Source organism: Echinimonas agarilytica, assembly GCF_023703465.1.
GTDB lineage: Bacteria > Pseudomonadota > Gammaproteobacteria > Enterobacterales > Neiellaceae > Echinimonas > Echinimonas agarilytica.
The window spans coordinates 100,235-114,376 of the sequence record NZ_JAMQGP010000009.1 but is presented as its reverse complement, the minus strand read 5'-3'; the positions used below and the strand labels follow the sequence as shown (position 1 = coordinate 114,376).

Here is a 14,142-nt window from a genome sequence, read left to right as displayed (position 1 = left end):
ATTTTGTATAGCCGATTAAGTGGAGCGCATGAAATGAAAATAGTTGTGTTAACAGGGGCGGGGATTTCCGCTGAGTCCGGTATTAGAACCTTCAGGGCAGCCGATGGTCTCTGGGAGGGGCATTCAGTTGAAGATGTCGCAACCCCTGAAGGTTATGCTGCCAATCCTCGACTTGTACAAAATTTTTATAATGAGCGCAGGGCGCAATTAAATTCAGATTCGGTTTCGCCAAATGCAGCCCATGACGCGCTAGTAGCATTAGAAAACTACGCATCTGAATTTCTGCTAGTGACCCAAAACGTAGATAATTTACACGAGCGGGCTGGCTCAAAACAATTGCTACATATGCATGGCCAATTACAACAGGTATGCTGTACCCGTTGTGGGGCCAGCTGGCAAGAACTGGATGATATTAGCGTTCATACGGTTTGCCAACACTGTAGCGCAAAAGGCACAGTTCGCCCCGATATTGTTTGGTTTGGTGAAATCCCCAAATATATGGAAGAAATCTCTCTAGCTCTGAGTCAATGCGACATGTTTATTTCAATTGGAACATCTGGGCATGTTTACCCAGCTGCAGGATTTGTGCAGATTGCCAGTTCTTATGGTGCACAAACATTAGAATTGAATCTGGAGCCTTCTCAAACTAATACACAGTTCGACCAGCACGTATACGGTTCTGCCTCGAAGATTGTCCCTAAATTCGTGGGCGAACTCATTGCACATAAGCTCTGAATAATCGCTCATGCAAAGCAAATGAAACTAAGTTGAGTCACCATGATTCTATCCGAATTTATCGCAATCGCAGGGATCCACTTTTTAGCGGTTGTCAGTCCAGGTCCAGACACCGCAATCGTAATAAACAATTCAGTTAAGTTTGGCCGCTCTGCTGGTATCCTAACCGCTGCTGGTGTGGGGTGTGGCATCATTATTCACGTACTATATTCGGCACTTGGTATTGGTTATATCGTTCAGCAGTCAGTGCTTTTACAACAGGTGATGATGACGATAGCGGCTATTTATCTGGGCTATTTAGGAGTAATGGGATTAAAAAGTTGGGCGTCAGCATATGATGCCGACTTTGATTCACCGCAAGGTCAAATATCGAAACGAAAACCTTTCCTAAACGGATTTATCACCAATGGCCTGAACCCAAAGGCCACTCTGTTTTTTATCGCTCTATTTACCGCAGTTGTTTCAGAACAAACCCCTTTGTTGGACAGGCTCGGTTACGGGGTATATTTGGTATTTGCTACCTTTGCTTGGTTCGCATTTTTGGCCTCAGTGATAGGGCACCCTCGAATACAAAAACAGCTCCAACAAAGTTATAAGGTTGTGAATGTAGTTATGGGTCTGTTGCTACTGCTGATTGCTTTTAGGTTAGCTTGGTCAATAGTGTATGAAATGTAACCAATAGCGCTTGAGTTCAATGTTAAGAGTCGTATACTCCCGCCTTAGTGAAGCGATAGAGGTGGATTCATTGAACTCTTTTTTCCCAGTATTAGTCATGTTCGCAACGAGCATTCTTGTAGGTTGCTCCCACTCAGATGGTAAACTTAAAAAAGCTACAAACGCTAAGGTGAATCCTCATGTTCTGGAGTCAGCAATTGTAGAACCCATCACCATGAATAGTTGGCAATACCCTATGCCAAATTTTGAGTCAATGGATAATGTCGGCCACAAAAAGTTGCTGTTTGCACAGTATTTGATGCCGTCTATTGAACGCGTGAACAAAGCAATAGTGGCACAACGAGTATGGGTCGAAGAGATGAGTCAAAAGCTCAAGTCTGGCCAAACACTCCCTGAGCAATCGATAACGCAATTAAATACTCTTGCTAAAGAATATCAAATTGACCATGCAAAACCGCGAGATATTATTGCAGAACTAGAACTTCGAGTTCACCCCATACCTGCTGAAATGGTATTAGCTCAAGCGGCTTTAGAGTCGGGCTGGGGCACATCGCGGTTTGCAAAAGATGAATTCAATTTCTTTGGCATTCGATGTTTTAAAATTGGCTGCGGTGTCAAAGCGAATCAGGCGAATGGCAATTTTTATGTACGAAGTTTTGATTCACCTTTAGATTCGGTGACAGCTTATGCAAATGCGCTTAACACACACTTAAATTACGTCGAATTTAGAAATGTTCGTAGACAACTCCATCAAGATAATCATAATGACGTCACTCAATTGATTGCTGCATTGGAAGGTTATGCTGAACATTCTGAATATCAAAAACTCGTTGCACGTGTTGTTCGACAAAATCAGCAGATTTTCGAACAAGTTATTCGTCAAGTCTAAGTTCAAATATGCTTTATATGGCGGGTTGTTGTTGGCGGCATTGCCTGGCAGCAATGCTCATGCGCTAACGTTGGAATATCACGGCTTTTACCAGTATTTGAAACCGGCAGATTCTATTGAATACAGCTACGTTCGCCCCGCATTTTTTTTAAAAAACGCAAATGGTAGTGTCAGTGACTGCGTATCTGATTCTGCAGAGATCATTACACCAAATGCGTCTTATCCATTAGTCTTTGACCGCATTAGTGGTGAGTTCTTTGTTCCTTACGATAAACGCTTAAAAGACCAAAGGGCGCGCCTACACTTTGGTGGCGATGATCATTGCACGTTAGCAGTTGCTGTGGCGGGCCGCATTGCATCCAACCAAATTTCTGCTGACGAGTTGGCGCTTATCAGTACGCAAATGTATGAATTAATGCGCGAATACGCAGGAATGATGAAGTACATGATGCCCGACTGGAGTGCCATGGTATTCCATTTTAAAAACGGCGAACAACAAGCAATTAGTAAGGTCCAGCTCCACGAAGGCATAACCTTTGATCGCACACCTTCATTTGCCACCTTACAGATGGCCCAAGAAAACTAGAGCGGGCTACCGTCAGCGCAGCGCAAAAGCTATTTTACTTCAATAATGTCAAGCTGAAGCGCTTCATCCGGTACGGATGGAATTTGTTCTAATGTAGGCGGATCAAACGCCTTGTCGCCATTTTCATCTGCAACGCCCGTTGGCTTTAGGTTTACAAAATCAAATAACTCCCGGTCAACTAGATGACTGGGAACCACATTTTGCATCGAACGGAATATTGACTCTGAGCGTCCAGGAAAACGCTGATCCCATTCATTGAGCATCCCTTTAATCGCTTGACGTTGAAGATTCTCTTGAGAGCCGCATAAGTTGCACGGAATGATTGGGAAATTTTGCAAATCTGAATACTTAATCAAGTCTGCTTCTTTGCAATAAGCTAACGGGCGGATGACCGTGTGGCGACCATCGTCAGTCACTAACTTAGCTGGCATAGATTTCAAACGACCACCGTAAAACATATTTAGAAACAGAGTCTCGATCATGTCGTCACGGTGGTGGCCCAACGCTATTTTGGTTGCGTCTAGTGCACTTGCGGTGTTGTAGAGAATCCCTCTGCGTAATCTTGAACACAGCGAACAAGTCGTTTTGCCTTCAGGGATTTTATCTTTCACGATTGAGTAAGTGTCTTCTTCAATGATTTGGAAGTCGACGCCTAAAGAGGACAAGTAATCGGGCAAAATATGCTCAGGAAAACCGGGTTGTTTTTGGTCGAGATTAACCGCGACAATATCAAAAGAGATGGGAGCTACGCTTTTGAGTTTGAGTAAAATATCGAGCATTGCGTAGCTGTCTTTGCCACCACTCAAACACACCATAACTTTATCGCCATCTTCAATCATATTGAAGTCGTCAATCGCTTTTCCGACATTGCGGCGGATACGTTTTTCGAGTTTGTTAGCGTTGTATGTAGCTTTGCGAGTCATGGCGTTTACCTAACGTAAAAATCGAGCGTATTATACGCCCGAAATGCGTGAAGTAAACGCCGGTTGGCGTATCAATCAATTGCAATAGGGCAATCAAACTCTGTCGGTTTGATGGCCAGCACATCGCAATTGAGTTGATCGATCACATGCTCCGCAGTATTACCGATTAACGCAGCAGAAATACCGGTACGCCCAATGGTGCCCATAACGACCAACTCTGCGTCTACATTGCGCGCAATTGATGGGATCACATCTTCCGGAAGTCCTTCTTTAACATGACGATTGGTTTTAGCGATACCAAATTCTTCGCCCAGCAGGTCGACTTGCGTGGTGTGATACTTCTCTACGGCTTCGGTATAGGAATCAGGATCGAAATCAGGAATTTCCACTGCAATATTAAGCGGTGTTCCCGGAAAGCTATTTACCAGGTGGACTTCCGCTTGAACCAACGCGGCCACACTTTGTGCTTTGGAAATAATCTCTTGGTTTAGGCCTTTGTGGGAGTCGTCGTCATTTCCTGCATCAATAGCAGCAATGACGTTACCATGCTCTGGCCATTCATGCTCCTTGACGAGTAAAACCGGCATCGGGGCTTTGCGAAGCAAGTGCCAATCAGTCGGTGTAAAAATAACCGACTTGAGCGAATCGTGCGAGCGTGTGGCTTTAATGATTAAATTCATCGAATGTTCAAGACCATAGCGGATAACCGCCTCAAATGGTCGATTGTGCCATTCAACATGGGTGGTCGCGGTGACGGGTACTTTGTGCGCTTCAAGTACATTTTCAAGCCATTCACTACGTGAAGAAATGACGGCTTCGCGCATCACTTCACGCTCTTGAACCGAAAGCATAGTCGTCATTTCATAAGAGAAATCATAAATACACATCAATGCATGAATTTCAGCGCCGGTCTTAGATGCTAAGTGAACCGCGCGAGTTAAAGCTGGCTGATGATCAGTGGTGGGATCGATGACGACAAGCAAACGTTTGTATTTATTCATGGCCGAGCTCCTAAGTATTGCTAGGTGTCTGCATTAACCATAGCAAGAAATTAAATAAGAGTGGCAGGAGACGGTTGAGGCGGATCAAAAAAGGCGCGAACTATGCGCGCCTTTTGTATCTAACTGTGACTTACTTAGCCAACTTGTGCTTTGTCATCAAGTGTTTGACCTGCGGCTACGCCAAGTGAGTCGAGGTCTAATACAGTAATATATTTACCTTGAACAGCAATCATGCCGCTCTTCTGGAAGCGCCCTAACAAACGGCTGATGGTTTCAACTGTGAGGCCAAGGTAGTTACCAATATCCCCACGAGTCATCGTCAATCGGAATTCGCGAGGTGAGAAACCACGTTCGCCAAATCGGTTTGAAAGCTCGAAGATGAAGGATGCTAAACGCTCTTCAGCACTCTTTTTGCTGAGTAACAACAACATGTTTTGATCAGAGCCAATCTCATCGCTCATCAAACGCATTACTTGCTGACGAAGTTTTGGCATTTTTCCGCACAAATCGTCGAGAGTTTCGTAAGGAATCTCGCACACCATTGACGTTTCTAGTGCTTCAGCAAAGCTCAAGTGGCTTTCTGAGGAAATAGCATCGAAGCCGACCAAGTCACCCGCCAAATGGAAACCAGTGATTTGTTCTTCGCCTTGCTCGGTAATTGTATAAGACTTGATAGAGCCTGAACGGATAGCAAATAAGCTGCGTAGCTCATCACCCGCTTTAAAAAGCTCGTCACCTTTATGGATAGGCTTTTTACGCTCGATGATGTCATCAAGTTGATCTAACTCATTATTGTTTAACGAGAAAGGAATGCATAAATTACTAATGCTGCAATTTTGACAATGAATCGCGCCACAGCCGCCAGCAAAAGGACGTTTATTAGTTGCAGTCATACATGTTATCCGTATTGTTTGGTTATATTCGACCCAGATCAATAATAACACAAAAAAAGGTGCATTAGAAAATGCTCAATGACATTGTAAGTATTTGGTATAGGGCGTAAATGACGAGTAAACAGCCTGATAACATCCGGAAAACAGCATGCCTTAACAGTGAATGTATGGAAGCCCCTGCGATGCCAATTCCCCACACAGCGGGGATTGTACCTGCACCAAATGCCATCATGCTCATGGCACTGAGCCAAGGATCAGCTGCTGTAGCTGAGGTAATAAGCGCACTGTACACTAAGCCACATGGTAGCCAGCCCCATATAAATCCAACAATAAGGGCTTGGTAAGCATTTTGAAATGGGATGAAGCGCTGTTGAATCGGTTTGAGTCGTCGCCACAGCGGCACTGCTAAACGTTCAACTTTCTTTAGCCCAAACCACCAACCGCCGACATACAGCCCCATTGCCAACAGCATAAAACTCGCAAAGAAACGTAATACAATAAGGCTTGATTTAGTGTCTAAAAATGATTGCGCAAACGCCAGCGAGCCACCAAACAACAATCCAATGCACCCGTATCCAACAATTCGTCCCAATTGCGCGACTAAAATTAACCATGACCGTTTAGCTTTACTGCCTTGGGTGTTCATACCAAACGCAGAAGCAAGTCCACCGCACATCGCCAAGCAATGACCAGAACCCAACAATCCAATCACAAACATGAGCAAAGGCAATGGCAGATCATTCATCGATGCGATTCGTTTCTTTGCGCTTAGTCTGATTTTCACTGTCAAACAAAACACTTGTGCCATGACGTTCTAAATCATCAAACTGCTGAGTTTTGACTGCCCAAATGAAGATGCCTATGGCGATAAACACAAAGATAATCGCAATTGGGATCAATATATAAATAATACTCATGATTGAGTTGCCACCGTTTTTCGACCAACACGTAGGGCATTTACAACAACAATTAAACTAGAACTCGACATGCCAATCACCGCAATGTAGGGAGGCAATAATCCACTCACTGCAAGTGGTAGAACCAATACATTGTATCCCAACGCCCACGCTAGATTTTGTTTGATAATCGACTGCGTACTCTTAGAAATTTGAATTGCTTTGCTAATACTCACCAATTTTGGGTTAACCAAAACGCCATCAGCACTGCGTTTAGCGATGTCAGTGCCGTCTGCAATAGCCAACGACGCATTGGCCTGCGAAAGCACGGGTCCGTCATTAATGCCATCGCCAATCATCAACACCTTTTTATGTAGACGCTGAGATTCTCGAACCCAATCCAGTTTAGTTTGTGGCGTCCGATCACCTAAAGCCGTTTCAATACTCAATGTGTGTGCAAGCGCGTCAACATGGCGCTGCTGATCACCACTGAGTAACACGGGTGTCAATGACAGCATTTTTACTTGTTCAATAGCTTGTGGTGCGTCGCCTCTGAGACTGTCCTTAAAGTCAAAGCCTGCAATGACCTGGCCTTGTTGGGCCAATACAACTCGGTGTTGGGTGTCACAGCTAACATGGCACATGGTTTCAACCCAAGCGGCTCCACCAATGACAAATTTTGAGCCATCAATGGTGCCGTAAATGCCTAGGCCTTCAACATGTTGAATATCCGTTGCGCAACTCTGCCAATTTTGTTCAGAATCTAACTGATTGATGGCATGGGCGAGTGGGTGGGTCGAGGCCTGTTCAAGCGCTTTGGCGATTGCAATGACCTTTGCGTGTTCGATCTGGGAATAGTAAGTCACATCAGATACGGTGGTTTTTCCGTGTGTAAGTGTCCCTGTTTTATCAAACACGACGGTGTCGACTTTGGCTAATTCGTTGAGTAAATCGGCGCGCCGAGCAATCACACCTATTTCACTTAACCGGCTCAGTCCGACTGTCATCGCCGTCGGTGTTGCGAGAGACAACGCGCAAGGGCACGTTGCAACCAACACTGCCAGCGTGATCCACAACGCATCGTCCGGCGATTGAAACCACCAGAACAAAGCCGTACTAACGGCGATGATGAGCAATGCCAATACAAAGTATCGTGCAATGGAATCAGCGAACGAAACTGATGCAGAGCGCTCTGCCAAGGCTTGCTCTTGTAGCCTGACTATTGATGCAACCAAGGTTTCTTTGATCTCAGTGACTTGAATCTCAAGCGGTTGGTCAAGGTTAATGGCGCCAGCGTAAATAGTTTCGCCGGTGGCCATGCGTATGGGTAAGTGTTCACCGGTCAACACCGACAAATCAACATGACTATCTCCGCTGAGAACAATTGCATCAACAGCCATTGTTTCGCCGGGTTTGAGCAACAGAGTATCGCCCACAGTAATGGACTTTACCGGCACAGTTTCTAGTCTGCCATCAACGCGGCGGTGCACCACAGCGGGTAATAATTTAACAGCATTGGCACTTTTAGCATTGGCCTTGTAGCGTGCCATTAACTCAAAGTAGCGACCCAGCAGCAGAAAAAACACGAACATCGAAATTGATTCGAAGTATACTTCGCCAGTTTCATACAGCGTAGCCCAGGCACTTGCAACGTAAGCCACAACCAGCGCTAACGACACTGGGACATCCATATTTAGCTGACCGGAGCGCAGCGCTATCAGCGCGTTTTGATAAAATGGTAATGCCGAATAAATGATGACTGGTGTTGCCATCAATAATGACACCCAGCGCATATATGCAACGTGCTGCGGTTCCATATCCACCACACCAAAGTACAAGGCTACTGCAAACATCATCACTTGCATACTGGCAAGTGCCGCGACGCCCAAGCGAATGAGATAGTTTTGTTTTTGATGCTTGTACCGTTGATCTTCATGTTCGCTATCGTACGGTAGCGCTTGATAGCCGAGCCGAGCAAGGGCAGAAAGTAAGGTGCTAAGCTGGGTTGTGTCGTTGTGCCAACGCAATAATAGGCGGTGCGTAGAAGCATTGACGGTTGCTTTGACTACGCCTACTTGTTTATACAAGGTAGTTTCAATCAACCAAGCGCAAGCGCCACATTTAACGCCGTCTATCGACAATAAGGCTTCGCGCTCGGCACCTTCAGATGTACAAAATTCACGCTGAACATCATCAATATCCAGCTGGGAAAACTGAGTTTTGAGCGCATCTGGAATAAGCTCGCCTTCAATTTTTAGCGCAACGTCGGTGCGGTGGCGGTAATAGTCTGATAGCCCTGAATCAACAATCGATTCTGCCACTGCTGCACATCCTAAACAGCACATTGAGCGAGGTGCGTTAAGAACCTCTACGTTTAAAGTGAAGCCATCGGGTATAGGCTCGTGGCAATGATAGCAATGCTTACTTTGGGACATTAGTGGCTAAGTGGATCGATATGAATCGTTTGTTCTAAAGGAAGTTTAAGCGTCTTTCTCAAACGCCATTGAGCGTCATACGGTTCAATAGTGACACGCCATTTACCTGTAATTTCTTGTGTCAGTGGAGCTTTGTATTGTCCCCGAGCATCCTTTACAGCCAACACTGTAAAATCTTTGGAGGCCAGTGTCGTGTGATAGAAGTTCACCTCGAGTGCACTGCCGTCTAAGCTAGACGCACCCGTGACAAAATCGATTGCAACGGCATCAGGTTGCAGTGCTAAATCCACCGACAACTTAAGCGCCATTGCGGCATTCTGTTTGTCTTTTTGGAAGTTAATCGCCTTACCTTTCTTATAGTAATCATCCACCACCATGTCTTGCTGCGCGCCAATGGCAATATATAACGTTGTAAAACTCGCTACCACTGCGCACATAGGTAAGAAGATAAGAAACCAAGGCCAAAACTGCTTATACCAACGACGAGTCACAATATGCTCCAATTAAAATAACGCGGCTATTGTACTGCTTTCCAAAAAAAAACGCCCCTTAATAGGAGCGTTTTTTCAATCTATAAGTAGACTTACTGATTCGGGTGAGACAAACGATAAATGTACGACGTTAAAACGTGTACTTTATCTTCACCTAAACGCTCTTTCCATGCAGGCATGACGCCAGCGCGACCATTGCGGATGGTGTCTTCAATCGCTCGACGCGAACCACCATACAACCAGGTCTGGTCAGTCAAATCTGGAGCACCGAACACTTTGTTGCCAGTACCGTCAGGACCATGGCAAGCGGCACACAACACAAACTTTTGCTTGCCTTGCTCAACTAGCTTCACGTCCAAACCACGACGGCCTGAAAGAGATAATACATATTCGATAACAGCTTTAACACCGTCGTCTCCCAATGTTTCTTCCCAAGCAGGCATGGCAGCAACACGACCTTCAAGCAACGTGTGCTTAATGTCTTCAGGCGTTCCACCCCAAAGCCATTTGTCATCAGTCAAGTTAGGGAAGCCTGTTGTACCACCGGCATCAGAACCATGACATTGAGAACAGTTTTGCAAAAATAAACGACGACCAATTTTTACAGCGTCTTCGTTGTAAGCAAGTTCCTCAACGGGGATATCTGCAAAAGCTTCAAATATAGGCGCATATTTAGCATCTGCTGCGCGAACTTCAACATCGTATTGAACGATACCCACTTCTGCGGCAGCAGCTGCTTTAGATTCAGCAATCGATTGAACGTTTTTATTGGCTGATTTCCAGCCTAAAACGCCTTCATAATTACCTAATCCTGGATACAGAACCAAATAGCCCAAGGCGAAGACAATGGTCATGTAGAACATGTATGTCCACCATTTTGGTAGACCATTGTTTAGCTCTTCAATGCCGTCAAATGAATGACCCATTGATTCGCCTTCTTCTTTGCCCATTTTATCTTTTGAGCACCAATACAGCAGAAATGTGAATGCTGCGATACTTCCAATTGTAATCAGCGTAACTGCGACGCTCCAGAAACTATTCATGCTGGGCTGGCTCCCGCTTGTGTTTGTGTTGTTTATCCTGTTCGTCGGCGAATACTAAATTCGCGGCCTCATCAAACGCTTTTTTGCGTCTGTTGCTGTAGGCCCACAAAACGATGCCAATGAAAATTGCCATTAACACCAGTGTAATTACGCCTTGAAAATCACCGTAACTCATAGCTTTTCCTTACTTAAGGGCTGTGCCTAGAGACTGTAAATAAGCAATCAGAGCTTCCATTTCAGTCTTGCCAGCAACAGCTTCTTCAGCAGTAGCAATGTCTTCGTCAGTGTATGGCACACCGAAACGATCACGGAACAATGCAAGTTTCTTCTGCGTTAACTCGCCATCGAGCGTGTTTTCCGCAAGCCAAGGGAAACCTGGCATGTTGGATTCTGGCACAACCGCACGAGGGTCGATCAAATGTACACGGTGCCATTCATCACTATAACGTCCGCCAACGCGGGCTAGATCAGGGCCAGTACGTTTTGAACCCCACAAAAACGGGTGTTCCCAAACACTTTCACCGGCTACCGAGTAGTGGCCGTAGCGTTCTGTTTCTGCACGGAATGGGCGAATCATTTGACTGTGACAGTTATTACAACCTTCACGGATATAAATGTCGCGTCCTTCCATTTGCAACGCAGTGTAAGGCACTAAGCCTTCAACAGGCTCCATTACCTCATCGCTGTAGAGCAGTGGGGTGATCTGCGCTAGGCCACCCCAAGAGATAGCAATCACAATAAAGATTGCCAAAATGCCTACATTCTTTTCTAGAAATTCATGGCTCAATTTCATCGCTAAACTCCTTACGCCGGTTGAGCAGTCATTTCTGACTCTTCAGGAACATCGTCCAAGCTACCTTTAGGCGCAGCGATGGTTTTGAACATGTTGTAAGCCATCAGCAGCATTCCACCTAAGAAGAACAAGCCACCAATAAAGCGAACTAAATAATAAGGTTTAGTTGCTTCTAACGCTTCAACAAAGGAGTAAGTTAATGTGCCGTCGGCATTTACCGCACTCCACATCAAGCCTTGCATCACACCCGCGATCCACATCGCCACGATGTATAACACAACACCAATTGTTGCCAGCCAGAAATGCGTATTGATGAGCGATACGCTATACATGCGCTTGTGACCAAACAACACTGGAATGAGGTGGTAAATAGCACCGATTGAAACCATTGCAACCCAGCCTAATGCGCCTGAGTGAACGTGTCCAACTGTCCAGTCTGTGTAATGCGACAGTGCATTGACGGTCTTGATTGCCATCATCGGACCTTCGAAGGTCGACATGCCGTAGAACGACAGAGAAACAATCAAGAAACGCAAAATTGGGTCGTGGCGAAGTTTATGCCACGCGCCTGACAAGGTCATAATACCGTTAATCATGCCGCCCCAAGAAGGTACGAACAAGATCACTGACATCACCATACCGAGTGACTGAGTCCAGTCTGGTAGGGCGGTGTAATGTAAATGGTGTGGACCTGCCCAAATATAAATCGACACCAACGCCCAAAAGTGAACGATAGACAAACGATAGGAGTAAACAGGGCGACCCGCTTGTTTAGGCACGAAGTAGTACATCATGCCCAAGAAACCAGCAGTTAAGAAGAAACCTACAGCATTGTGTCCGTACCACCACTGAACCATGGCATCAACCGCCCCGGGATAAATGGAGTAGGACTTCCAAAGCGATACAGGTATAGCAGCAGAGTTCACTATGTGTAACACAGCAACTGTGATGATAAATGCACCGTAGAACCAGTTAGCCACATAAATGTGAGACGTTTTACGCTTCACAATCGTGCCAAAGAACACAATCGCGTAAGAAACCCAAACAAGGGTGATTAAAATATCAATTGGCCACTCAAGCTCGGCATATTCTTTCGATGACGTTAGACCCATCGGAAGAGTAATGGCGGCTGCCAAAATGACTAACTGCCAACCCCAAAATGTGAAAGGTATCAACCAACCACCAAACAAACGTGTTTGACAAGTGCGTTGAACCACATAGTAGGAGGTTGCAAAAAGGGCACATCCACCAAACGCAAAAATAACTGCATTGGTGTGAAGTGGTCGGAGTCGACTGAACGTCAACCAAGGGGTGTCAAAATTTAATGCCGGCCAATATAATTGCGCTGCAATAAATACGCCGACTGCCATGCCTACAATGCCCCAGATTACGGTCATTACCGAAAACTGACGGACAACATTGTAGTCATAGTCAACGTTTGCTGACTGTGTCTCACTCATAGCTCTGCTTCCGCTGCCTGTGATTTAGTTGTTAAAATAAAAAACGGATTACCGCTGCGACCTCTCCAAACTTTTACGGTTACAATACCGCGCCGGTTCGCAATGCAGTATCAAATATAAAATTGATTCAGCACGTGCCGCTTAAAGGCGACGTGATTCTACTCGACTACACAGTAAAAAGATAGCTGAGCCACACTTTGTTTACACATGTTCTAAAGTTATTAAAAGCGTTATTTATGAACCACATGAATTCGATAACTCGTACTTTTTCGATTTGCTCCTTGTTTGTAATTATGGCGTGCCAGCCAGAAAGTGCGAACATGCAGAGCGAATACTGCCTAAATAATAAGTTAGAGTGTGTTGCGCGGGATCAACCCAATGTTGTAATTATGTTGCAACAAAGCATAAAACTTGAACAGCCTATCAGTTTTGAAATTCAGTTCCCCGAAGACTGGAATTTAGCCGAATTCGATGGACGTTTGGTCGGGGCCAATATGTATATGGGGCGGATTCCAGTCACGCTCATTCAATCGTCGTCCAATAATCTAAGTGGCGAAATGATCGTGGTGGCTTGTACTCATGCAAACATGGTGTGGAAGCTTGAGGTTGAGGTACTATTAGACAATGGCCAACGCAAGGTGATCCATTGGCCTTTTGCAATGAATGATTAGGAGTAGATGAATGCCATCGTTTGACATCGTTTCAGAAGTAGATGAAGTAGAAGTAAATAACTCAGTTGCTAACGCCTCTCGAGAACTAGAAACTCGATTTGATTTTAGGAACGTTGAAGCGTCGTTTAACTACAAAGATCTCGTAGTGACAATGAAGACCGAATCAGACTTTCAGTTACGCCAAATGGAAGATATCCTTAGAAAGAACCTCGCCAAACGGCACGTCGATCCGAATGCTATTTCACTTGGCAGTATTGACCATACTGGAAAAACTTACTCACAGCCGGTCACATTTAAGCAAGGACTAGAACAGCCTTACGCTAAAAAGCTAGTGAAACAAATTAAAGAAAGTAAGTTCAAAGTTCAGGCCAGTATTCAAGGCGACAAGCTTCGGGTAACGGGAAAAAAACGTGATGATTTACAACAGGTCATCGCTTTTTTCAGGAGCGAAGAAACAGAGCAACCGCTACAGTACGAAAATTTTCGCGATTAACGAGTTTTGATTTCAGCGTGAAAAGAAGCCAGCAGTAGCTGGCTTTTTTGTACCACATCTTTTTTCACGGCCGATTATTTCGTAGCCACATTTGTAATGGCAAATGAACAGGAAGGCTGCACTTGCATTGCTGTTGCAGGTTGTAATTACAACTGTTT

Annotated in this window: 17 protein-coding genes; 6 read left to right on the top strand and 11 right to left on the bottom strand. The window is 45.1% G+C overall.

The window, feature by feature from the left end:
• The first annotated feature begins 33 nt into the window (after window positions 1-33).
• From cobB to NAF29_RS16235, 4 genes are all read left to right on the top strand, one after another.
• Window positions 34-735, top strand: coding sequence for a Sir2 family NAD+-dependent deacetylase (gene cobB, locus NAF29_RS16250; RefSeq protein ID WP_251262683.1), 702 nt, complete (start codon window positions 34-36; stop codon window positions 733-735).
• Window positions 736-777: 42 nt separating this feature from the next.
• Window positions 778-1,410: a LysE family translocator gene (locus tag NAF29_RS16245; RefSeq protein WP_251262682.1), complete on the top strand. Its 633-nt coding sequence runs from the start codon at window positions 778-780 to the stop codon at window positions 1,408-1,410.
• Window positions 1,411-1,480: 70 nt separating this feature from the next.
• Window positions 1,481-2,299: a glucosaminidase domain-containing protein gene (locus tag NAF29_RS16240; RefSeq protein ID WP_251262681.1), complete on the top strand. Its 819-nt coding sequence runs from the start codon at window positions 1,481-1,483 to the stop codon at window positions 2,297-2,299.
• Window positions 2,211-2,885 carry a DUF2987 domain-containing protein gene (locus tag NAF29_RS16235; protein ID WP_251262680.1) on the top strand — a complete coding sequence of 225 codons (675 nt, stop codon included), beginning with the start codon at window positions 2,211-2,213 and terminating at the stop codon, window positions 2,883-2,885. Before NAF29_RS16240 ends, NAF29_RS16235 begins: the two co-directional genes overlap by 89 nt.
• Before the next feature lie 29 nt (window positions 2,886-2,914).
• Here NAF29_RS16235 and ttcA read toward each other — a convergent pair whose 3' ends face one another.
• The 11 genes from ttcA to ccoN form a co-directional block, all read right to left on the bottom strand.
• Window positions 2,915-3,808 (bottom strand): tRNA 2-thiocytidine(32) synthetase TtcA, encoded by an 894-nt coding sequence (gene ttcA / locus NAF29_RS16230; protein WP_251262679.1) that lies wholly within the window; start codon window positions 3,806-3,808, stop codon window positions 2,915-2,917.
• Window positions 3,809-3,879: 71 nt separating this feature from the next.
• Entirely contained in the window at window positions 3,880-4,809 is a 930-nt protein-coding gene (gene uspE / locus NAF29_RS16225) for a universal stress protein UspE (protein ID WP_251262678.1), read from the bottom strand.
• 134 nt (window positions 4,810-4,943) lie between these two features.
• Window positions 4,944-5,702 (bottom strand): FNR family transcription factor, encoded by a 759-nt coding sequence (locus NAF29_RS16220; RefSeq protein WP_251262677.1) that lies wholly within the window; start codon window positions 5,700-5,702, stop codon window positions 4,944-4,946.
• Window positions 5,703-5,766: 64 nt separating this feature from the next.
• A complete protein-coding gene (locus tag NAF29_RS16215; RefSeq protein WP_251262676.1) occupies window positions 5,767-6,447 on the bottom strand; it encodes a sulfite exporter TauE/SafE family protein in 681 nt (226 codons plus the stop codon).
• Window positions 6,440-6,619, bottom strand: a complete 180-nt coding sequence (ccoS, locus tag NAF29_RS16210) for a cbb3-type cytochrome oxidase assembly protein CcoS (protein ID WP_251262675.1) — start codon at window positions 6,617-6,619, stop codon at window positions 6,440-6,442. The genes NAF29_RS16215 and ccoS overlap by 8 nt, the downstream gene beginning before the upstream one ends.
• Complete coding sequence (locus NAF29_RS16205; RefSeq protein ID WP_251262674.1) at window positions 6,616-9,033, bottom strand: heavy metal translocating P-type ATPase; 2,418 nt, start codon at window positions 9,031-9,033, stop codon at window positions 6,616-6,618. The genes ccoS and NAF29_RS16205 overlap by 4 nt, the downstream gene beginning before the upstream one ends.
• Window positions 9,033-9,524, bottom strand: a complete 492-nt coding sequence (locus NAF29_RS16200) for a FixH family protein (RefSeq protein ID WP_251262673.1) — start codon at window positions 9,522-9,524, stop codon at window positions 9,033-9,035. Before NAF29_RS16200 ends, NAF29_RS16205 begins: the two co-directional genes overlap by 1 nt.
• A gap of 92 nt (window positions 9,525-9,616) precedes the next feature.
• The gene (ccoP, locus tag NAF29_RS16195; RefSeq protein ID WP_251262672.1) at window positions 9,617-10,567 is read right to left on the bottom strand and encodes a cytochrome-c oxidase, cbb3-type subunit III; all 951 of its coding nucleotides are present in this window, start codon (window positions 10,565-10,567) and stop codon (window positions 9,617-9,619) included.
• Entirely contained in the window at window positions 10,560-10,742 is a 183-nt protein-coding gene (locus NAF29_RS16190) for a cbb3-type cytochrome oxidase subunit 3 (RefSeq protein WP_251262671.1), read from the bottom strand. The genes ccoP and NAF29_RS16190 overlap by 8 nt, the downstream gene beginning before the upstream one ends.
• A 9-nt stretch (window positions 10,743-10,751) precedes the next feature.
• Entirely contained in the window at window positions 10,752-11,360 is a 609-nt protein-coding gene (ccoO, locus tag NAF29_RS16185) for a cytochrome-c oxidase, cbb3-type subunit II (protein ID WP_251262670.1), read from the bottom strand.
• An 11-nt stretch (window positions 11,361-11,371) separates the two neighbouring features.
• Complete coding sequence (gene ccoN / locus NAF29_RS16180; protein WP_251262669.1) at window positions 11,372-12,820, bottom strand: cytochrome-c oxidase, cbb3-type subunit I; 1,449 nt, start codon at window positions 12,818-12,820, stop codon at window positions 11,372-11,374.
• Between the two features lie 320 nt (window positions 12,821-13,140).
• On the opposite strand from ccoN, the gene NAF29_RS16175 reads away from it, so the two are divergent.
• Window positions 13,141-13,491, top strand: a complete 351-nt coding sequence (locus NAF29_RS16175) for a hypothetical protein (protein WP_251262668.1) — start codon at window positions 13,141-13,143, stop codon at window positions 13,489-13,491.
• A gap of 10 nt (window positions 13,492-13,501) precedes the next feature.
• Complete coding sequence (locus NAF29_RS16170) at window positions 13,502-13,984, top strand: YajQ family cyclic di-GMP-binding protein (protein WP_251262667.1); 483 nt, start codon at window positions 13,502-13,504, stop codon at window positions 13,982-13,984.
• Window positions 13,985-14,142 lie beyond the last annotated feature (158 nt).